This window comes from Marinobacter sp. DUT-3 (assembly GCF_050379435.1).
Lineage (GTDB): Bacteria > Pseudomonadota > Gammaproteobacteria > Pseudomonadales > Oleiphilaceae > Marinobacter.
The window spans coordinates 22,095-42,189 of record NZ_JBNRMG010000018.1; the positions used below are offsets into that span (position 1 = coordinate 22,095).

Consider the following 20,095-nt stretch of genomic DNA (forward strand, 5'->3'; position numbering starts at 1 on the left):
ATCAGGCTTTGGAGTAGCAACCCAAGTGGAGAGACCTTTCCAAAACACGCTCCTTGCGGCACCCGCAAGCGGGTCCGGCCAGCAATCATAGATTGCTGTCGCTCGGCTGTCGCATGAAGCTTTGCTTCATAAGCGCTCGGCCGAGCCCATGTGGCGCTTGGGCTCCGCCATCCTTGGCTCCGCACAGTTTTGGAAAGGTCTCTCCACTTGGATTGCCGCACTTTTGGTGCTGGCCTCTTAACGTTTCTTTCCCAGAGAGAAGTTGATGATTCAAATTTTGCGTTACGGAGTGGCCCTGACAGTCGCTCTGTTATCGCTGACCGCTCAAGCGGACCTGCAGGATCAGCTGGATGCACTGGAACCCGGTGCTGTCTTTGAGCTGCCTCCCGAGCAACTTCCGCCGCTGGATTTCCGGGTGCCCGGTGTCACGGTGTCGTGTCATGCCGATACGGTGATTGACGGTGGCGGTGTGGGTAATGCTATCGATATCCTGGCGGCGGAGGTGACGTTTTCCGGTTGCCAGGTGCGTAACTGGGGAGGCGATCTGAATGAGCTGGATGCCGGGATTTTTGTGGCGCGGGAAGCCCGGAGGGCGGTTATCGAGAATAACCGTTTGCAGGGGCCGGCGTTCGGGATCTGGCTCGATGCCACAAAGGACGTGACGGTTCGCAATAACCACATTCGTGGGGATTCCGCCATCCGGTCCCAGGACCGGGGGAATGGGATTCATCTGTTTAATACCACCGGGGCGTTGATTGAGGGTAATGACATCAGTCAGACCCGGGATGCGATTTATATTGAAACCGCCAATAACAATGAGATCCGTAACAATCTGATGACGGATCTGCGCTATGGCATTCATTACATGTATTCGATGCACAATCTGCTGGAGGGCAATGTGACCCGGGGGACTCGGACCGGGTATGCGTTGATGCAGAGCAAGTATCTGAAGGTGATCAATAACCGGTCCGAGAACGATGAGAATTACGGCATTCTGATGAATTTCATTACCAATTCTCAGTTGCGGGGTAATGTTGTGACCGGGGTGTCGCAGGGCCAGACGGCAGGTGTGTCGATTTCCGGGGCGGAGGGTAAGGCGGTGTTTATTTATAACTCGTTGTACAACACCTTCGAGGACAATGTGTTCCGGGACAGCGATATCGGCATTCACCTGACAGCGGGGTCGGAGGACAACGAGGTGTTCAGTAATGCGTTCGTGAATAATCAGCGCCAGGTGAAGTATGTGGCGACCCGTACCCAGGAGTGGTCGAAGGAGGGTAGAGGCAACTACTGGAGTGATTATCTCGGGTGGGATCGCAATCAGGACGGTATTGGGGATGTAGCGTATGAGCCCAATGACAATGTGGATCGGTTGCTGTGGACCTACCCGGAGGCCAAGGTGCTGATGTACAGCCCGGCGGTGGATACCCTGCGCTGGGTGCAAGATGCGTTTCCCGTGGTCAAAGCCGCTGGTGTCAGCGATTCTCACCCGCTGATGAGTCAGCCCGAATCTATACAACCGGAGTCCTGATGAGCTGTTTCCGTCTTGAGAATGTGAGTTACCGGTACGACAGGACTCCGGTTTTGCACGGCGTTGATCTGCGCCTGGAGCCAGGGGAGATCCTTGGGCTGTTTGGCCACAATGGTGCGGGCAAAACTACCAGTATCAAGTTGATACTGGGGCTGATGACGCCGACCCAGGGCAAGTTGTCGGTGCTTGGCGGCGAGGCGGGTGATCCCCATGTCAGCCAGCACATTGGTTATCTGCCGGAGAATGTCATGTTCTACCCGCAGCTGACCGGACGGGAGATACTGAATCACTTTGCCCGCCTTAAAAGTGCGCCCCTGAAACAGGTGCCGGAGCTACTGCAGCAGGTGGGCCTTGGCGATGCCGTGAACGCGCGGGTGAAAACCTATTCCAAGGGTATGCGTCAGCGGCTGGGACTCGCTCAGGCCCTTCTGGGCAAACCGAAGCTGTTGATGCTGGATGAGCCCACCGTGGGGCTGGACCCCGTGGCAACGGCGGATCTGTACCGGCTGCTGCGCAAATTAAGGGATGAAGGCACGGGCATTGTGCTTTGTTCCCATGTGCTGCCGGGGGTGGAGCCCTATATCGACCGTGCGGCGATTCTTACCGACGGCGCTTTGAAAGCTGTGGGTGATCTGACGGCGTTGCGCCGACAGGCAAACATGCCGGTAACCCTGTCCATTGAACCTGCCAATGGCGTGCTGTCGTTGGAGAAGGTTATTGCAGGAGCCTCGGCGGGCAATGGCCTGATGATCAAAAAGGGCAACGGACGCCTGCACGTGGACGTACGCCCATCTGAAAAAATGGACATGATCCGGGCCCTGCTGGCTTCCGGGGAGGTTCAGGATCTGGGCATTCACCAGCCCACTCTGGAGGACGTGTACGTGCACTTTATCGGCTCCGGTGGCCTGGCCCATCGTGGAGGTGCCCAGTGAACAGTATCTGGACCATCGCCCGTAAGGAACTCAGTGACAGCCTGCGCAATCGCTGGTTGATTGCCATCGCGCTGGTATTTGCGGTGCTGGCCCTGGGTATTGCGTGGTTTGGCGCAGCGGCCTCGGGGCAGGTGGGTTATGCCTCTACACCTGCCACCATTGCCAGTCTCGCCAGCCTGGGCATTTTCCTGATCCCTCTGATCGCCCTGCTGCTGGCCTACGACGCCATCGTGGGAGAGGAAGAAGGCGGAACTCTACTGCTGCTGATGACTTATCCGCTCAGTCGTGGCCAGTTGCTGTTCGGAAAATTCCTCGGCCATAGCCTGACCCTGGCATTTGCCACGCTGCTCGGCTTTGGGGTTGCCGGGGTTGCCATCGCCCTTCTGGTTGACGATGTGGCCATTGGCGCTCTGGCCGCCGCCATGTTTCGGTTTATTGTCTCCACCATCCTGCTGGGCTGGGGCTTTATAGCGCTGGCTTACCTGATCAGCGTGCGAGTCAGTGAAAAGCCCGTAGCGGCAGGCCTGGCCCTCGGTATCTGGTTCTTTTTCGTACTGATCTTTGACCTGATGCTGTTGGGCACCCTGGTAGCCAGCGAGGGCAAACTGAACCCCGAACTGTTGCCCTGGCTGCTGATGCTGAACCCCACGGATATCTACCGCCTGCTCAACATCGTCGCCTTCGGCGAGGGCGCCCAGCTAAGCGGCGTACTGAGCCTCGGTGCGGATCTTCCCATTGGTGCCAATGGGTTGTGGTTCGCCCTGGTGCTCTGGTTTGTCATCCCCCTTGCTGGCGCCTGGGCCCTGTTCCGTCGCCGCCGAATCTGATCCGGAGAGTTCCATGCGTACTGTTAGTTTTAAAGCATTGTCTGCCGTGGTGGTGTTTGCCATCTTTCTGGCCGGTTGCTCCGAACCTCAAGAGCAGGTCATCGAAAAGCCCGGGCCGGTCCATTTCGAATCCGGTGATGAATGCCACGTCTGCGGCATGGCTATCACCGGTTTCGGTGGGCCAAAAGGCGAAGCCATCACCGCCCGCGAGCAGCAAGTACACAAGTTCTGTTCAACCCGCGACATGTTCTCCTGGGCGCTGCAGCCCGAAAACGCAAAGCGTGACCACACCCTCTACGTCCACGACATGGCCCAGACTGACTGGGAACGCCCGGACGACACCGCATTGATCGACGCCCGGAAAGCTTTCTTTGTGGTGGGATCAGAGCGCACTGGCGCCATGGGGCCAACCCTGGCTTCGTTTGCAACGGAAAATTCAGCGGTAGAGTTCGCCAATGAATTTGGTGGAGAAGTAGTCGGGTTCAAAGAGGTGACTATGCAACACCTGACCCAGGACATGAGTCAGACTATGTCGGGCCACAACATGGACATGGGTAATCACGACGGCAATCACTAAAGTCGCATGAGCCCGGAGGGCCCACCCCCTTCCGGGCGTTAACTCCGGGTCAGAGATTCAGGGCCTCAGCCTCCAGTCATATTCATAAACCGAAGAATCTGGACATCACCTTCAGTAGAGAAGTGATGACGCTCAGGTTTCAGGTCCATGGCGTTAATGATGGTTTCCCGCAGCTTGTCATTAGTGACCGGATGGCCGCGCAGAACACGACGCAGGTCGACGGAATGCTCATTGCCAAGACAAAGCAGCAGGCGGCCTTCTACCGTTACCCGAACGCGGTTGCAGGTAGAGCAGAAGTTGTGGGAATGGGGCGAAATAAAACCGACACGGACATCGCTGTCCGGCATCCGGTAATAGCGGGCAGGGCCACCGGAATCTTCAGGCGTGGGGACCAGTTCATGGCGCTGGCTGATGATATCCCGAACCTCATCACTGGTGCATAGCACCTCACCACGGTCATGCTCGGAGATTTCACCCAGTGGCATTTCCTCGATAAAGGTAATGTCCACCTTCTTCTTGCGGGCAAACTCCACCAGTTCCGGCACTTCCTGGTCGTTACCACCTTTCATGACCACGGTATTGAGCTTGATGCCTTCAAAACCGGCTTCTTTGGCAGCGTCGATACCATCAAGCACCTGGGCAAGCTTGCCGGTGCGGGTGATGCGGCTGAACTTGTCGGCATCCAGGGAATCCAGGCTGATATTCAGCCGTTTGAGTCCGGCTTTGCGCAGTGGCTCTGCCATGGTTGGCAACTGGCTGCCGTTAGTGGTCATGGCAAAGTCCCGCAGACCGTAGCTGCCGATTTCCTTGACCAGTTCCAGAATATCCCGCCGTACTAAAGGCTCGCCCCCGGTCAGCCGGATTTTCTCGGTACCCAGGGAAACAAAGGTTCTAGCCACGCGGGCAATCTCTTCCAGTGTCAGCACTTGCTGGCGGGGCAGGAACGTCATTTCCTCGGCCATGCAGTACACGCAGCGGAAATCGCAGCGGTCAGTAACGGACAGGCGCACGTAGTTAACGGTGCGACCGAAACGGTCTGTCAGCTTGGATTGTGCCATGGGCAGGTGTCCCCATCTGGAAGCTTTGTATAAAGGATAACCATAGTATTGCAGATAATTCGCCTCAATCCGATACCTCTCGCGGAGTAACTCCTGGCCAGAAATGAAAGCGGGGCCGACATCGACCCCGCTGTGGGCGGACAGACTTACGCCTGCTCGGGAGCGGCTCCTTCGGGGATTGTCTCGACAGGCCGCAGATCCGGGAAGAAGATCCCTTTCACTACCTGCCAGGTTACCGCCAGGGCGCCAATGATGAAGACCACGTCGCCAATGGTTCTCACCCAGCGCAGGGTCTGCAGAATATCACTCTGCATGAAGGCTTCGCTGCGGGCGTACCACAGGCCTTCGCTGGCGCTGGCCACGAATTGGATGATGCCGATGGGCAGCAGGCTGGTGAACAGCATCAGTACCAGGCCAATGTTCAGCCACCAGAAGCCCACCTTCATCAACCGCTCGTCAAAGACAATGCGCGGGCGGATGTAGCGCAGGATCATCAGTGCGAAACCCAGGGCCAGGAAGCCGTAGACACCGAACAAGGCTGCATGGGCGTGGGTGGGCGTAGTGTTCAGCCCCTGGATGTAATACAGCGCGATCGGTGGGTTGATCATGAACCCGAGTACGCCTGCACCCAGCATGTTCCAGAAGGCAACAGCCACGAAGAAGGTCAGCGGCCAGCGGATATTTTCCATCCACGGAGCGCGGGACTTCAGGCGCCAGTTTTCCCAGGCCTCGTAGCCGAGAACCACCAGCGGCACCACTTCCAGCGCACTGAAGGTAGCACCCACCGCCATCACCGGAGTGGTGGTGCCGGAGAAGTACAGGTGGTGGAAGGTGCCCGGTACACCACCGAGCATGAACAGGCTGGCCGAGGCCAGGCTGGCGGATGTCGCCACGGTGCGGGACACCAGGCCCATGCTGCAGAAGATGAACGCCAGGGCAGCGGTGGCGAACACCTCGAAGAAGCCTTCTACCCACAGGTGGACAATCCACCAGCGCCAGTATTCCATGATGGAGATGTGAGTGCGCTCGCCATAGAAGAAACCGGCGCCGTAAAACAGGCCGATGGCGACTACCGAGGCGGTCAGCAGGGCCAGCAGGTTCTTGTCACCGGGCTGACGCAGGGCAGGCACAATGCCGCGAAGCATCAGTACCAGCCAGAACACGATGCCGAGGAATTTGCCAATCTGCCAGAGGCGGCCAAGGTCCACATACTCGTAACCCTGGTGACCCAGCATGAAGCTGAGGTTCGCTGGCATGATCTGCGAGATGGCCAGGAAGTTGCCGATGAAGGATCCGCCAACTACAACCACCAGAGCCCAGAACAGAAGGTCGACACCCAGTTTCTGGAATTTCGGGTCCTTGCCACCATTGATGATGGGAGCGAGGAACAGGCCGGCGGCCAGGAAGCCGGTGGCGATCCAGAACATGGCGGCCTGAATGTGCCAGGTACGCAGCAGGGAATAGGGGAACCATTCCGAGGTGTTGATGCCGTAGAAGCTCTGACCTTCCACCGTGTAATGCGCGGTAAAGCCGCCGAGCATGACCTGGAAGGTGAACAGACCCACCACCAGTAACAGGTATTTGCCCAGTGCTTTCTGGGAAGGCGTGAGCCCGACGGCGCTCAGCGGATCCTTGAGCGGCGCTTCCGGTTCCTCATCTTCTTTGCGCAGGAAAGCCCAGGCCCAGATCAGACCACCTACGCCGGCAATCAGTAGTACCACACTGATCAACGACCAGACGACGTTTTCCGCGCTGGGTTTGTTGTCAATCAAAGGCTCGTGGGGCCAGTTATTGGTGTAGGTGACGTCACTATCGGGACGCTCCGTGGCGGCAGCCCAGGCGGTCCAGAAGAAGAACTCGGTCATCTGCTCGCGGCGCTCGGCGCTGGGCAGGGTGTTCTCCTTCATCGCGTAGTTTTCACGGGTGGACTGCAGCTCCGGTGCGTTGCTGAACAGCCGGCTGTAGTAGTCGGCTGTTTCGGCAATGGCGGCAGTCCTGCGTTCCGACAGGTGAAGGGTGCTGGTGGCGTCGTCGTAGGTGTTGGTGCGGTATTCGGTCTTCAGGTCGTACTGAAGGGCGTTCTGCTCCTGCCCGCTGAGGCTGTGCCAGTCTTGCCCGTACTCTTCCTGAGCAGCAATTTCCAGCCAGGTTTCCAGTTCCCTGTGCAACCAGTCAGCCGTCCAGTCAGGTGCCTGGTAGGCCCCATGCCCCCATATGGAGCCAAGCTGCATGCCGCCGACCGACTGCCAGGCAGTCTGGCCGTCGAGAATGCTTTCTTCGGTCATCAGGGTGTCGCCGTTGGCGGACACAACCCGATCCGGAATGGGGGGTGCAGCGCGGTAGACCTCTGCACCAAAGTATCCCAGCAACGTGAAGGTAACCCCCACGATTGCGATCAGTAAAAACCATAGACGGCGGTATTTGGCCATGTTGAGCGTCTCCCTTATGACCATCGATACGATGGAGAGAATGTGATTCCGGGTTGAGTATGTTGATGAAGCATGCGTTCACGCCCCAGTTAAGATGTAAAAATAATACATCTTTATATTTGAGAGTGTAAACGCCATGAGTTGATATATTTGGTGGTAGTTAAGTCACCAATAATGGGTATGGACGCAGATACTGGTTGCGTGCGTGCGCAAACGACATTAATCTTTAAGGTGTATTCATTATATTTGTTATGGAGGGGGTGTGATGGAGAGGTTGTTGTCCTTTTCCAACGGCGCGCTTTTCTGGTCAGCAGTAGGGCTGCTTGTGACCGTGCTATTGGCTTACCCTTTGTCCGGCCTGCTGGCCATGCCGTATCAGATACTGGCACACATCGGAACGTTGCTGTTTGCGGTGGGTATCAAGATTGCCTATGTGGCGAGGCTGGTGTCGTTGAAGCAACTGGGAAGGTCTGTGCACTGATTGCTGGTAGACTATAGAGCACAACGTCAGGTGACAGAGTCTTTGCAGATGAGCGACGCTCCCGGAAAAACCGTATTCAAGTTTCTAGCGTATATGTTCGCTGGAATCGGTCTGCTGGGTGTCGTGCTTCCGTTACTGCCGACCACCCCCTTCATATTGCTGGCCGCCTTTTTCGCCAGTAAAGGGTCGCCGGAATTTGCTTCATGGCTGGAAAATCATCGTACGTTCGGGCCGGCTATTGAGAACTGGAGAGAGCGTAGGGCAGTACCCAGGCGTGGCAAGGTTCTCGCCTGTGTGATGTTGGTGATCAGCTGGTCGATTCTTTTCCTGTCAGGCGCGTCGACAGCTTTGTTGGCGGCGCTTGGCCTGTTTTTTATAGGGCTGGCGGCCTTCCTGATTACCAGGCCGTCGTCTTGAGCTTCTCATTCGCATCCTTGGAGTAAACGAATGCACATCACCCGCTACACAGACTATTCGATGCGTGTGCTGATCTATCTGGCAGTGCAGGGTGACCGCCTGGCTACCATCCAGGAAATTGCCGACAGCTACGATATCTCCAAGAATCACCTGATGAAGGTGGTTCATCAGCTTAACAAGAAGGGATACATCGAAACGATCCGGGGTAAGAACGGGGGCATGCGCCTGCATATGGCGCCGGAAGACATTAATATTGGTGTACTGGTGAGAGAAACTGAGCAGGATATGAATATTGTTGAATGTTTCTCGTCGGGCGCTGCCTGCCGGATCACGCCAGTATGCGGGCTGAAGTCGATGTTTGGGGAGGCTCTGAAAGCGTTTCTGGAAACCCTCGACAAATACACGCTGGCCGATGTGGTTCAGAACCAGCACCGGCCGCAATTACTCAGATTGTTACAGATTGCCTGAATCAGGCTGATTGAGGCAGAGCTGTCCACTTCTCCCGCAGGCGATCAGGCAGTGAGTAGCTGAGGATCCGCTTGAGCACGGTGCCATACTGTCCGGCGAAGCTGCCGGTATTGTAGTGGATACCATGCTTCTTGCAGACCGCCTGGACCTTCTCTGAGATTTCCGGGTAGCGGTGTGCCGGCAGATCCGGGAATACGTGGTGCTCCATCTGATAGCTCAGGTGGCCACTCAGCAGGTGAACAAACCGGTTACCCGAGAAGTTGGATGACCCGGTCAGCTGACGCAGGTACCAGTGCCCCTTGCTTTCACCTTCACACTCTTCCTCGGTAAAGGTCTCTGCATCCTGGGTGAAGTGGCCGCAGAAGATCACCGTGGATGACCACAGGTTACGCATCAGGTTGGCGCTGATATTGCCGGCCAGCACGATCGGTGCAACCGGGAAGGTGATCAGCGGGAAGAACACGTAATCCTTGAACGCCTGACGGCCACCCTTGCGGAAGAACCCTTTCAGGAACGGCAGTTTCTCTTTCAGGCTGACTTCGCCGCGGCGAATACGCTCAAATTCCAGCTCATGCAGCCCCACGCCCCACTGGAAAAATACGCTCAGCAGAATGTAGTTGATGAACTGCAGGCTGTGGGCCGGGCGCCATTTCTCGTCATCGCTCAGGCGGAGCAGGGCATAGCCATAGTCCCGGTCCTTACCAATGATGTTGGTGTAGGTGTGGTGCTCGTAGTTGTGGGTCAGACGCCAGGAGTCGCCGGTGCACACGGTGTCCCACTCGTAGGTCTGTGAGTGCAGGGACGGATCGTTCATCCAGTCGTACTGACCGTGCATGACGTTGTGGCCGATTTCCATGTTCTCGATGATCTTGGAGATGCCCAGCGCCGCTGTAGCCGCGACAAAAACCGGGGGAATAAAGCCGAAGGGCATCATCACCCGGCCGCTGACTTCCAGCGCCCGGTGCAGACGCACGACGCGACGGATATAGTTGGCGTCACGCTCACCCAGATCGGCGATTACCTCATCGCGGATGGCGTTCAGGTCTTGTTCAAGCTCGTTCAGTTGTGCTTCGTTCATCTGTTTCATGATGGTACTCCTGTCTTTTTCAGTTAAAGCTCAACGGTAACGGGGCCCTGAGGAACGGATATGCACAATTGAATGTTCTCCTCTCCGGGCCCGGAGCTTTTTCCGGTTAAACGATTAACGACGGTGCCGCTGGTTTTCTTGCAGCTGCACTGATGACAAATCCCCATGCGGCAGCCGTAACGGGGTGACAGCTTAGCGGCCTCGGCAATGTCCAGTAGCGGAGCGTCGCCTTCTGACGACACGTTGATATCGCTATTGCTGAAGCGAACCTCGCCTCCCAGGGCGTCGGTATCCAGAGCCGCTTTTGGAGCTGCGAAGAAGGTGCTGTGCATCCGGTCTTCGGTAATCCCGCGTTGGGTGAGCAAGTCTGTGGCCAGATCCATCAGGCCCTTCGGGCCGCACAGGTAGCAGCGGCGAGCGTCAATGCCGGATACTTCGTCAAGATCGGCTTCTTTCAGGAAGCGCGGCGTTTCACTCTCATTGGTCGCAATAATGTTGAGAGTGAGCGCGTTCCAGTTCTGGCGCAGCTCGTACAGTTTCTGCGCGGCAATGATGTCTGCCTGGGTGCGCACGAAATACAACAGGGTGACCGGCGCCTCATAATTGGAGGCCGCCAGGGTTTCCAGTTGGCTCAGAACCGGCGTGATGCCACTGCCACCAGCGATATAGAGCAGTGGTTCACCGGCTTCCGGTGTCAGGAAGTCGCCAAACGCTTCGCCCAGGCCAAGGGTGGCGCCCGGCTGCAGGTTGTCGTGCATCCAGTTGGTGACAAGACCGCCCGGCAGGCGCTTGATGGTCAACGTAACGGTTCCGTTGTCGTGCCATTGCGCGGGAGCGCTGGACAGGCTGAAGGTCCGGTTCCGGCGTACGCCATCAATATCAATACAGATGTTCACATGCTGACCGGCCTGGAATCCTGCCCAACGTTTCGCCGGTTTCAGAACGAAAGTTTTGGTGTCGGCGGTCTCGTCTTCAATACGTTCAACCCGCGCTGGTGTGTACTGTTGTACCCACATCGGGTTGATGCGTTCCAGCAGCGGGTCAAAAAAAGCAGCCGGATCTTCCCGGTTAAAAAGCTGCTTGCCCAGCCACTGTAATGCGGATGTTTTTTCGATTCTGGATAACATAATGGCTCTCTCTATCTGCACCGTTGTGTACAGTTGTTCACTTATGTGTACGACTGTACACAGGGAGTTGTTGGTGGGCAATCGGTATTTTTTCTCTTGGCGCAAAATGACAAGCTTCAGGTACTTTATCTTTCCGAAATGTGTACACTTGTGTACCTGATATAACTGAAACCTGCAGTACGGTGAGGGCATGGCAGAAAAGCAGCGGCGCAAGCCGGGAGAGACCCGGGAAAAACTGATGAGTGCGGCATTAACCCTCGTTGGCAAGGGCCGGCATTTTGCCAGTCTGGGCATACGCGAAGTGACTCGTCAGGCAGGTGTGGTACCCACGTCCTTCTATCGGCACTTCCGCAACATGGACGATCTGGGGTTGCAGCTTGTCGATGAACTGGGACTTGTGCTCAGGCGCATGATGCGGGAAGCGCGCAACAATGTGTTGCAGGCTGACAAGTTGATGGAAGAATCGGTCGGCATTTTTATAAACCACGTGCAGGCAAACCGTAGCTTCTTCTTCTTTATGGCTCAGGGCCTGGCGGGGGAGAGCCGCGCCGTGCAGGAAGGGATTCGCAGTGAGATGCGGTTCTTCGCCAGCGAGCTGGCTAATGACCTGAGGCGTATGCGGCTGGCGGAACACCTGAGTGACGCCGATCTGGATATGACCTGCGACCTGGTGGTACGGACGGTGGCGTTCTGTCTTACGGACCTGCTGGGCGTTTCACCGGATGACGATTACCAGGTTGACCAGATCCGGAAGCGGACCACCCGCTTCCTTCAGCTGATTTTTGTGGGCGCCGCTCACTGGAAGAGCGAGGGCGCCTGAAGCGGGCACCTCAGACCAGCGACGCCATGCCAATGGCGATCAGCGTTGCCAGCACCGGGATGGCAACGGTGACCATAAAAATATCCTTGTAAGCCTCTTTGTGCTTCAGGCCCATGATCGTCAGCATGGCGATGACGGCTCCGCAGTGGGGCAGTGAATCAATACCGCCAGAGCCCAATGTCGCAATGCGGTGGAGCTCTTCCGGATCCACCCCCATGGAAAGGTAGTTTTCCGCAAACGTCTGCATGAAGATCTGCAGTCCGCCAGAGCCGGAGCCCACAATCGCGGAAACCACACTGACTGAAGCGAACACCGAGAGCAGCGGAGGCAGCGGAAGATTCAGCACCCATTGGGCGAACGCGCTGAAGCCCTCGGTCTGGGTGACGACGCTGCCAAAACCGATCACCGCTGCGGTGTTGAGCAAAGGCATGATGGCATCGTTTGCACCTGCGCCCATGCTCTCCATGGCCTTCTTGCGAAAATCCGGGAACAGCACCACGCAGCTGGCGGCACCAATGACCAGCGCAATGCTTGGCCAGATGATGGGTTCGGCATTGGCAAAACCGATCAGCTCGCCAATCACGGCGGTCTCATTATCTGCCAGGCCCAGGGCAACCAGCAGTCTGGGCAGAATAATGGTTCCCAGTACCAATGCCAGCGGCAGAATGCTCAGCTGCCACTTCGGGCCGTGCTGGAGTGCCGGCGCCATGCTCTCCATATACTCGTCCTGGGCGTTCACCGAATACCCTTCACCGGCTGCACGAGCCTTTGTCCATTGACGCTCCAGATACACCATGCCAACCACAAACATCACAACGGCCGCGGTGAGACCGATCAATGCGCCTGCAAAAAGATCCGTGCCCAGTGCTGACGCGGCGATGACGTTGTGGATGGACGGCGTGCCGGGCAATGCGGTCATGGTGAAAGTGCCAGCGCCCAGTGCTGTGGCCCCGCAGAACAGACGTTTGGGAAGGTTGGCCTCTCGCATTAACGCGACGCCCAGTGGGTACATGGTGAAGATCACCACAAATACCACCACACCACCGTAAGTGAGCAGTGCGCACACCAGCATGGTAATCAGAATGGTGTGTTTGGCACCCAGCCCCCGGGTAATGGCGCTGGCAATGGAACCGGCGGCCCCGCTGGAGGCCATCATCTTGCCGAAAACGGCCCCGGTCAGAAACAGCACAAAGAATTTACCGGCGAAGCTGAAAGCCCCCAGCGGACCAAAAGGAAAGTGCTCCAGCAACGCAGGAGAAATGCCCAGACCATTGGTGACCGCGACCAGCAGGCTGGATACCAGTGCTGCAATCAGAATGTTGACCCCGCGCAGGGCCATGACAATTAGAAGTACAAGACCGCCCAGAAGGCCCAGGTTGGCAAGCATAAAGGTGAATCCCTTTCAGTCCCGGAAACTGGCGTCAATGCGATCGAGCTTACGCAGCAGGCCCGGCCATGCCAGTTTGCCGCCGAGACCTTTGGTGACCTGTTCCGCCTGCTGTTTGATGGTGTCTACAATGCCTCTGGGGATTGGCGTCAGCGGGCGGTTGCCAGACAGCGCCCGGACCTGGATTTCGCAGGAGGTCTGCAGGATGTACATGGCCAGGAAGGCATCAGCAATGCTGGTGCCGGTGGTCAGCAGGCCATGATTGCGAAGAATCATAAAGTTGGCGTTACCCAGATCTGCTTGCAGTCGCGCTTTTTCATCCTCCCTCAGCGCAACACCCTCGTAGTCGTGGTATGACAGGCTGGCCAGCGCAAACAGGCTCTGCTGGGATAGCGGTATCAGACCTTCCTGCTGGGCCGAAACAGCAATACCGTCAGTCGTGTGCAGATGCATGACGCAGGCGGCATCTTCCCGTACCGCGTGAATCGCGCTGTGGATGGTGAAGCCGGCGGGGTTGATGTCGAAGTCATCGGGGTCGATCTTGTTGGCATCCTGATCCACACGTACCAGGCTGGAGGCGGTGATCTCCTCAAACATCATGCCGTAGGGGTTGATCAGGAAGTGATGCTCGTCACCGGGAATCCGGGCGGAAATGTGGGTAAAAACAAGGTCGTCCCAGCCGTAAAGAGCGACCAGCCGGTAGGCGGCGGCGAGGTCAGTGCGAAGCTGCCATTCTTCTTCGCTGACGGAATCCTTTTTGGACGGAATTGAAAGCTGTGCTGACATGGCGTGCCTCTCTTGTCAGATGTTTTTGTTGTGGTCAGTGCCCGGTTCAATACTCGAGTGTAGGTAAGAGTGATTGGTAAAAACTGTCAACTGGTTTATGAAGCTGAGTGATGGCCGGATCACGTTGACTGATCCGGCCGCGATGCAACGTCATATGGAGACGATTGACCAGACTGCCCCGGCCCTCAGGCTTTTGGGGTGACTTTTTTACGGGGTGCGCTTTTGACCTTGGCGACTGATGGAGTCGGCGGAGGCAGAATCAGGCTTTCCAGTTCGTCCAGCGCTTCACCGGTATACACTGCGAGCTTCTGCATACTGGGCAACGTATCCCGGCATCCCGTGAAGCCGAAGTTCAATGCGCCTGCATAACTGAGGCAGGTAATGTTGAGCGCACCGCCATGGGCAATCAGGGACACCGGGTACATGGCTTCCAGCTTTGCCCCTTCGTAATAAAGGGTGCGCTGAGGCCCCGGAACGTTGGAGATGGTGACGTTGAACACTGGGCGCATCCTTCCCCCCATGCCGGACATCAATTGCAGGATGTAGGGCGACATCAACAACATGGTGTACTGGGTCAAGGCGCTTTTGGGCAGCTTTTGCAGATGCTCCTTGGCGCGACGGGTAGACGACTTGATGTCCTGCAGCCGGGCCAGGGGATCGGCGGTGTCCGTTGCCAGCGAGGCGATCATGAAGCTGATCTGGGTGCCGGTGCCCTGGTCATCCGCGGGGCGGATATTGACCGGAATTCCGGCCGTAAGGGGTGTGTCCGGCAGGTTATCCTGTTCCAGCAGGAAACGACGCAGGGCGGTACCACACAGATACAGCACAATGTCATTGAGTGATCCGCCAGACACCCGGGCCAGTTCCTTGAGCCGGTCCAGTTGGTGATGCTGGGTGGCAAACCGGCGCTGGCCGGTGACCCGGTGGTTGAGGGTGGATAGCGGGCCGGTAAAAGGCGCCGTCAGCCCATCCTCCGGATGCCGGGCTGAATGAATCAGCCGGTTCATGGCCTGCCACAGCCGGGGCGCCATATCCGCCTGCAGTTTCAGGGCGTCCATGGCCTGGGATACCGCAGCGGGAATGGTGGCTTCCTTATCGGTCTTGCTGCCCCGGCGGCGCTCCGGTTTGACGGACCACGGCGGCAGCATCTCGGTTTTGTGCGGGTCGGTTGTCAGCACCCTTTGCATCAGGCGGACGCCGCTGATGCCATCAATCATGGAGTGATGCATCTTGGTGTAGAGGGCAAAACGGTTGTTCTCCAGGCCTTCAATCACATGGCATTCCCAGAGTGGACGGGAAAAGTCCAGCGGGTTGGAATGCAGGCGCGATACCAGGATGCCGAGCTCACGCTCTCCGCCGGGCTTTGGCAGGGCAGAGTGGCGTACGTGATAATCCAGGTCGATGTCCTTGTCGACTTTCCAGGCGGGAGCGACCAGCCGCCCCAAAAATCCTGAAAAGGCCAGTTTCGAGCACCAGGGCGGTGCCACATCACCGGTTTCCTTCATCCGGTTGATCATATCCCGGAGGAAGGTCTCCGGGGCTCCTTCAGGTAAAGAAAAAATCTGCAGCGTACCCACGTGCATGGGGGTGTCTTCAGATTCCACTGCCAGCCAGGAGGCGTCCAGGGTTCCCAGGCGTTTCATTCGTGTCTCGTCCTTATGTCCTTGTTGTGCTTCAGCTACTTATTGTCAGCCCGCACGGATTATTAGTTGTTTTGCAAAAGTATACGCAACATTACGGATCAATCACACGAATAACCGGGGCAATGGTTCCCTATCGTCAGTCGCTGTGACGGGATGCGTTCGTTACATGTTGTTGCGAAATGTCTGTCACCGGGAGGGACCGGCTTGTGCTACCTTTCATGGCCAACTAACTTCATAAAAACAACAATCTGGAGGCAGTGTGGAATCCAGCCCAATGATTTCAGCCGGGTTACCGGTCGCCCTGTTTATTATCATGATCGGTATCGGGATGACCCTGACGGTTCGCGATTTCCGTCAGGTTGCGGTGTATCCGAAGGGAATGATCGTCGGAACCGTGGCTCAGATTCTGGTGATGCCGCTGGTGGCTTTTGCCCTGGCCAGCCTGCTGGCTGTTCCACCCGCGATTGCCGTGGGCCTGGTGATTATTGCTGCCTGCCCGGGTGGAACCACGTCCAATCTGTTTGTCCTGCTGGCCCGTGGAAACATCGCGCTGTCCATTGTCCTGACCGTGAGTGCCAGCCTGATCACCATTCTCACCCTGCCGCTGTTCACCAATCTGGCGCTGGATTTCTACATGGGCACCCAGGAAGCCGTCGTCTTGCCGGTATGGAAGACCGTGGGAATGCTTATTGGCATTGTGCTGTTCCCGGTTGCCATCGGCATGGTGGTCCGGACCCGAAACCCGGCGATGGCGAAGAAGGCCGAGGGTGTGGTCAGCATCTTTGGGGGTGTCGTGCTGGCGGTGTTGATTGTCGGCCTGATTTACGGTGTGCGTGACCAGATATGGGATCTTCTGAAACAGGCTGGCCCGGCCACCATCCTGCTGAATATTGCCGGCATTGCCCTGGGCTTACTGGTCGGGCGGGGCGCTGGGCTGACCCAAAGGGAGTCCCTGGCGGTCGCCGTCGAGCTCGGGGTCAAAAATGGGACCATCGCGCTGATGGTGACCCTGACGTTGCTTGAATCCAGTGCCATGTCCATTCCGGCAGCGGTATACGGGGTGTTGATGTTCCCGATCGGTTTTGTGCTGGCTATGTATGGTCGAAGCATCATTCCGCAATCCTCCATCAAGGCGCCGGCCTCCTGACAGCGCTATTGACACTTTTGCCATGGCCCCCTTGCCACCAGAGACAGAGGGGCCGTTGCCTTTCACTGGTACCCTGAGCTTTCGCTCTGGAGCTCAGGACAATAACAATGACGTTTTACCTTACCCATAATTCCGCAATAGTCATGCGGGTGATGGCCGCCTGCCTGCTGCTCATGCTTTCCACCGCTGCCTGGTCCGATGAAGACCAGTTGCGATCCACGATTTATAACCAGTCCCTTCCGCTTGAGGAGCGCGTGGCAGCGTTTCAGGAACTGACCGGCCTGGAGCCGGACCCGGATCGCGTTTACCGGGTGTGTATCTGGGACATTTTCGGTCGGTCCGGACCCGTCTTCGGGGCAGCACAGGAGCAGCGCAAGAAGATTCTTGAATTCGGCGTTAATGTCGAGATGGTGCCTTACACCAGTGAATCGGTGATGGTGGAGGAATTGAAATCCGGAACCTGTGATGCTGCCTTGATGAGTGGGCTGAGGGCACGGCTGTTCAACCGTTACACCGGTACCCTGGATTCCATTGGCGGATTTCCGGAAAGGGAACAGATGCGCCTGGGGCTGAAGCTGATGGCCGATTCCCGCAGTGCCGAGCGCATGGTCAGCAACGGTTACGTGGTGATGGGCATTGCACCGGCAGGAGCCGCGCATGTGTTCGTCGATGACCGTAAAATCAACACCCTGGCCAAGGCCGCGGGTAAACGGGTGGCGGTACTGGACTACGATCCGGTCCAGGCGGAAATGATCTCCGGCATTGGGGCAACCCCGGTGGTGGCGGACATCGTCAACGCCCCGAACATGTTCAATACCGGTGTTGTGGATGTGCTGGCGGCGCCACTGGCCGCCTATGAAGTCATGGAGCTATACAAGGGGCTTGAGCCTGATGGCGGTATTGTCGATCTGCCCCTGACCCACATCACAGCGCAGTTGATTGGTCGGTCGGAAGTGGTACCCAACGAGCTGGCGCAATTCGTCCGGGAAGCGTTCTACCAGGGGTTCGATGAAATCATCAGCCGGGTTCGCATGGAAGAAGAGAAAGTGCCGGATAAGTGGTGGATTGAGATTCCCGCCGAGGACCGCCGGGAATACGACCGAATGATGCAGCAGGCGCGGGTGGAGTTACGTGATAAGGGCTACTACAGTGCGGACATGCTGACCCTGCAGCGCAAGATCCGGTGCCGGGCGAATGGCGCCCGGGAGGAATGCACCGATCCGGTGGAGTAACGGATGACCACCGACGCCCGACACCTGCCGGCCAGTCGTGGCCGCACCCTGTCCATCACACTGACCAGTCTGCCGATGCTGGTAATCCTGGTGCTCACCCTGCTGGCCTCAGTGGGGGAGACGCTGCATTCCCGTCTGTTGGAGATTGGCGGGGAAACCTGGCCGGATTACTTCAACTTGCGGGTGATTGAGCAGATCTCCGCGCCGGATTGCCAGGTGGTAGCGGATGCTGACGCCGCCGTGGAACTGGCGGTGGCGGCGAAGAAGGCAGAAATGGCTGCTGATCCGTTTGCCGATGTCTTTGGCGGTAATCTGGACAGGGAAGAGATCCGCTCATCGGTGATGTCGACTTCGGCTGCGTGCAAGAAGCGGCGTGCCGAATGGGATCGTCTGCAATCCCTGAATGGCCCTGGTGTGCAGGCCTTTGCATTGATGGAGACCGGCCTGTCCCGGGCGGTTGTCCTGATCACCGGCAACCGGCGTGTGCTGCTGGGCTTCATGTTGTTGTTCTGCGCCGCCGCGGCGACCCTCGGGCGGCAGCACATTGCGTTGCGTCCGGTCGAATCCCGTCGGGACGACCGGATGGCAACCCTTGCCCAACTGATCGCAAACAGCCTGCTGACGGCCTCGGCCTGGCTCTATCGTCAGCAGGAACTGGCTCAGGCGGACGCAGGCATACCCCTGGCCCATCTCTTCATGCACGACATCTGGGTGGCGGGGTTTGGCGCGCTGACCCTGATCTCCCTCTGGCAATTTCGGCAGCCAAGACCGGATCTGGCCCCTGGCGGCAGCTGGCCCCGTTCGCTGCTGAGTGTGCCGCTCTACAGTTACATGTGTATCAGCGCCACCGTGCAGTTTGCCTTTCACGGCTTCTACCATGGCATCGCCGTTTACCTGAACATGATGGCGGAGTTGTCGGCGCTGTTCCTGAATCTGGGGCTTTATGTCTGGGTCGGCATGCTATTGGCGAGAACCCATTTACCCCGTAAGGTTTTCGATGTTATCCGTCCCTGGCAGTTGCCACCGAAATGGCTGGGCGTGGTGGTATTGTTGCTGACGGCATTGCCCACCGCCTACAGCGGCGCTTCCGGTATCTTTATTCTCGCCGCCGGCCTGACCCTCTACCGGGAACTGCGGCGGGCCGGCACTTCCGAGCAACTGGCGCTGGCAACCACCGCCATCTCCGGCTCCATGGGGACCATGCTCAGACCCTGCTTGCTGGTGGTGATCGTTGCCACTCTCAACAACAGTGTCACCACGGATGAGCTGTTCAGTGCCGGTGCCCGCGTACTGTTGCTGACGGCCACGGTCTATGCGGTATACGTATTCCTGTTGGGCGGTGCATCCGCAGGCCGCATCGCTCCGTTACGGGAAGCGGTGCCGGGCACCCTCCGTGCGCTGGTTCCTTTACTGCCGTACATTGCGATTTTTGCGGGAGTGGTGGCTCTGTGGAATGTCCTGCTGGACCGTGGGCTGGATGAGTTCTCCGCCCCCGCCATCCTGCCGCTGATCCTGTTGCTCGTCGTGGGCTATGAACGATGGGTCCTGAAAGTCGGTGACCCGGATGAGGACGATTCTGCCCCTCAGGGCAATGCCCTCCCTCCCGCGGGATTCTCTCAATCGGTCATGCGAGCCACGCGGGACTCCAGTGGGTTGATTGGCGCCCTGTTGATGCTGATGGCACTGTCGGTGAGTGTTGGTGGGCTGATCGAGCGGTCGGGCCTGCTGGAACTGTTTCCGGAACAGCTGGGCTCGGTCTGGCTGACCTTGACTCTGCTGATGGGCCTGTTGGTATTTATCGGCATGATTATGGATCCCTACGGGGCGGTGCTGCTGGTTAACGCCACCCTGGCGCCGATCGCTCTGAAGAACGGAATTGATCCCCTGCATTTCTGGGTAATGACGGTGCTGGCCTTCGAAATGGGCTACCTGACGCCGCCGGTCGCCCTCAACCACTTGCTGACCCGTCAGGTGGTCGGCCTGCCAACGGCGTGGGAAAGCCTTCACGGCACCTTCTGGCAAAGGAACTTCCGCTTCATTTTGCCGATACTGGTGATGGGGACCGCGTTGCTTGTCGTGACCTATATTCCGGCCTGGTGGGACACCGGCTTCCGACTGTTGCTGGGTATTCAGCCGTCACCGTAAT

Annotated in this window: 18 protein-coding genes; 11 read left to right on the plus strand and 7 right to left on the minus strand. The window is 57.7% G+C overall.

Going from position 1 to position 20,095, the window contains the following annotated elements; genetic code table 11:
* Positions 1-265: 265 nt before the first annotated feature.
* From ACQUWM_RS18440 to ACQUWM_RS18455, 4 genes are read left to right on the plus strand one after another with little or no spacing between them, the layout of a single operon-like run.
* Positions 266-1,531: a nitrous oxide reductase family maturation protein NosD gene (locus tag ACQUWM_RS18440; RefSeq protein WP_428923065.1), complete on the plus strand. Its 1,266-nt coding sequence runs from the start codon at positions 266-268 to the stop codon at positions 1,529-1,531.
* Complete coding sequence (locus ACQUWM_RS18445; protein WP_407002516.1) at positions 1,531-2,463, plus strand: ABC transporter ATP-binding protein; 933 nt, start codon at positions 1,531-1,533, stop codon at positions 2,461-2,463. The genes ACQUWM_RS18440 and ACQUWM_RS18445 overlap by 1 nt, the downstream gene beginning before the upstream one ends.
* Positions 2,460-3,290, plus strand: coding sequence for an ABC transporter permease (locus ACQUWM_RS18450; protein ID WP_407002515.1), 831 nt, complete (start codon positions 2,460-2,462; stop codon positions 3,288-3,290). Before ACQUWM_RS18445 ends, ACQUWM_RS18450 begins: the two co-directional genes overlap by 4 nt.
* 13 nt (positions 3,291-3,303) lie before the next feature.
* Positions 3,304-3,867 carry a nitrous oxide reductase accessory protein NosL gene (locus tag ACQUWM_RS18455; RefSeq protein WP_428923066.1) on the plus strand — a complete coding sequence of 188 codons (564 nt, stop codon included), beginning with the start codon at positions 3,304-3,306 and terminating at the stop codon, positions 3,865-3,867.
* Between the two features lie 65 nt (positions 3,868-3,932).
* Here the strand turns inward: ACQUWM_RS18455 and moaA are convergent, their stop codons facing one another.
* Together moaA and ACQUWM_RS18465 are read right to left on the minus strand one after the other, a co-directional pair.
* Positions 3,933-4,925: a GTP 3',8-cyclase MoaA gene (gene moaA, locus ACQUWM_RS18460; RefSeq protein WP_407002513.1), complete on the minus strand. Its 993-nt coding sequence runs from the start codon at positions 4,923-4,925 to the stop codon at positions 3,933-3,935.
* Between the two features lie 146 nt (positions 4,926-5,071).
* Positions 5,072-7,354 (minus strand): nitric-oxide reductase large subunit, encoded by a 2,283-nt coding sequence (locus ACQUWM_RS18465; RefSeq protein ID WP_428923067.1) that lies wholly within the window; start codon positions 7,352-7,354, stop codon positions 5,072-5,074.
* Positions 7,355-7,631: 277 nt separating this feature from the next.
* On the opposite strand from ACQUWM_RS18465, the gene ACQUWM_RS18470 reads away from it, so the two are divergent.
* Genes ACQUWM_RS18470 through ACQUWM_RS18480 form a run of 3 tightly spaced genes read left to right on the plus strand, consistent with a single transcriptional unit; the run spans position 7,632 to position 8,720 of the window.
* Positions 7,632-7,835 (plus strand): hypothetical protein, encoded by a 204-nt coding sequence (locus tag ACQUWM_RS18470; protein WP_428923068.1) that lies wholly within the window; start codon positions 7,632-7,634, stop codon positions 7,833-7,835.
* A gap of 48 nt (positions 7,836-7,883) precedes the next feature.
* Complete coding sequence (locus ACQUWM_RS18475) at positions 7,884-8,252, plus strand: YbaN family protein (protein WP_428923069.1); 369 nt, start codon at positions 7,884-7,886, stop codon at positions 8,250-8,252.
* 30 nt (positions 8,253-8,282) lie between these two features.
* Positions 8,283-8,720, plus strand: coding sequence for an RrF2 family transcriptional regulator (locus tag ACQUWM_RS18480; RefSeq protein ID WP_428923070.1), 438 nt, complete (start codon positions 8,283-8,285; stop codon positions 8,718-8,720).
* Between the two features lies 1 nt (position 8,721).
* Here ACQUWM_RS18480 and ACQUWM_RS18485 read toward each other — a convergent pair whose 3' ends face one another.
* Positions 8,722-9,807, minus strand: coding sequence for a fatty acid desaturase family protein (locus tag ACQUWM_RS18485; protein WP_428923071.1), 1,086 nt, complete (start codon positions 9,805-9,807; stop codon positions 8,722-8,724).
* Between the two features lie 23 nt (positions 9,808-9,830).
* Positions 9,831-10,934, minus strand: coding sequence for a ferredoxin reductase (locus ACQUWM_RS18490; protein WP_428923072.1), 1,104 nt, complete (start codon positions 10,932-10,934; stop codon positions 9,831-9,833).
* A 190-nt stretch (positions 10,935-11,124) separates the two neighbouring features.
* On the opposite strand from ACQUWM_RS18490, the gene ACQUWM_RS18495 reads away from it, so the two are divergent.
* The gene (locus ACQUWM_RS18495; RefSeq protein WP_428923073.1) at positions 11,125-11,754 is read left to right on the plus strand and encodes a TetR family transcriptional regulator; all 630 of its coding nucleotides are present in this window, start codon (positions 11,125-11,127) and stop codon (positions 11,752-11,754) included.
* 10 nt (positions 11,755-11,764) lie between these two features.
* On the opposite strand, the gene ACQUWM_RS18500 is transcribed toward ACQUWM_RS18495, so the two are convergent.
* From ACQUWM_RS18500 to ACQUWM_RS18510, 3 genes are all read right to left on the minus strand, one after another.
* A complete protein-coding gene (locus ACQUWM_RS18500) occupies positions 11,765-13,141 on the minus strand; it encodes a GntP family permease (protein WP_428923074.1) in 1,377 nt (458 codons plus the stop codon).
* A gap of 15 nt (positions 13,142-13,156) precedes the next feature.
* A complete protein-coding gene (locus tag ACQUWM_RS18505) occupies positions 13,157-13,927 on the minus strand; it encodes a class II aldolase/adducin family protein (RefSeq protein ID WP_428923075.1) in 771 nt (256 codons plus the stop codon).
* Positions 13,928-14,112: 185 nt separating this feature from the next.
* The gene (locus tag ACQUWM_RS18510) at positions 14,113-15,570 is read right to left on the minus strand and encodes a WS/DGAT/MGAT family O-acyltransferase (protein WP_428923076.1); all 1,458 of its coding nucleotides are present in this window, start codon (positions 15,568-15,570) and stop codon (positions 14,113-14,115) included.
* A 259-nt stretch (positions 15,571-15,829) separates the two neighbouring features.
* Here ACQUWM_RS18510 and ACQUWM_RS18515 point away from each other — a divergent pair, with 259 nt between their 5' ends.
* The 3 genes from ACQUWM_RS18515 to ACQUWM_RS18525 all read left to right on the plus strand — a co-directional run bounded on the left by ACQUWM_RS18515 (position 15,830) and on the right by ACQUWM_RS18525 (position 20,094).
* Positions 15,830-16,717 (plus strand): bile acid:sodium symporter family protein, encoded by an 888-nt coding sequence (locus ACQUWM_RS18515; protein WP_407002505.1) that lies wholly within the window; start codon positions 15,830-15,832, stop codon positions 16,715-16,717.
* 107 nt (positions 16,718-16,824) lie between these two features.
* Positions 16,825-17,949, plus strand: coding sequence for a putative solute-binding protein (locus ACQUWM_RS18520; protein ID WP_428923077.1), 1,125 nt, complete (start codon positions 16,825-16,827; stop codon positions 17,947-17,949).
* A gap of 3 nt (positions 17,950-17,952) precedes the next feature.
* Positions 17,953-20,094: a TRAP transporter large permease subunit gene (locus ACQUWM_RS18525; RefSeq protein ID WP_428923078.1), complete on the plus strand. Its 2,142-nt coding sequence runs from the start codon at positions 17,953-17,955 to the stop codon at positions 20,092-20,094.
* Position 20,095 lies beyond the last annotated feature (1 nt).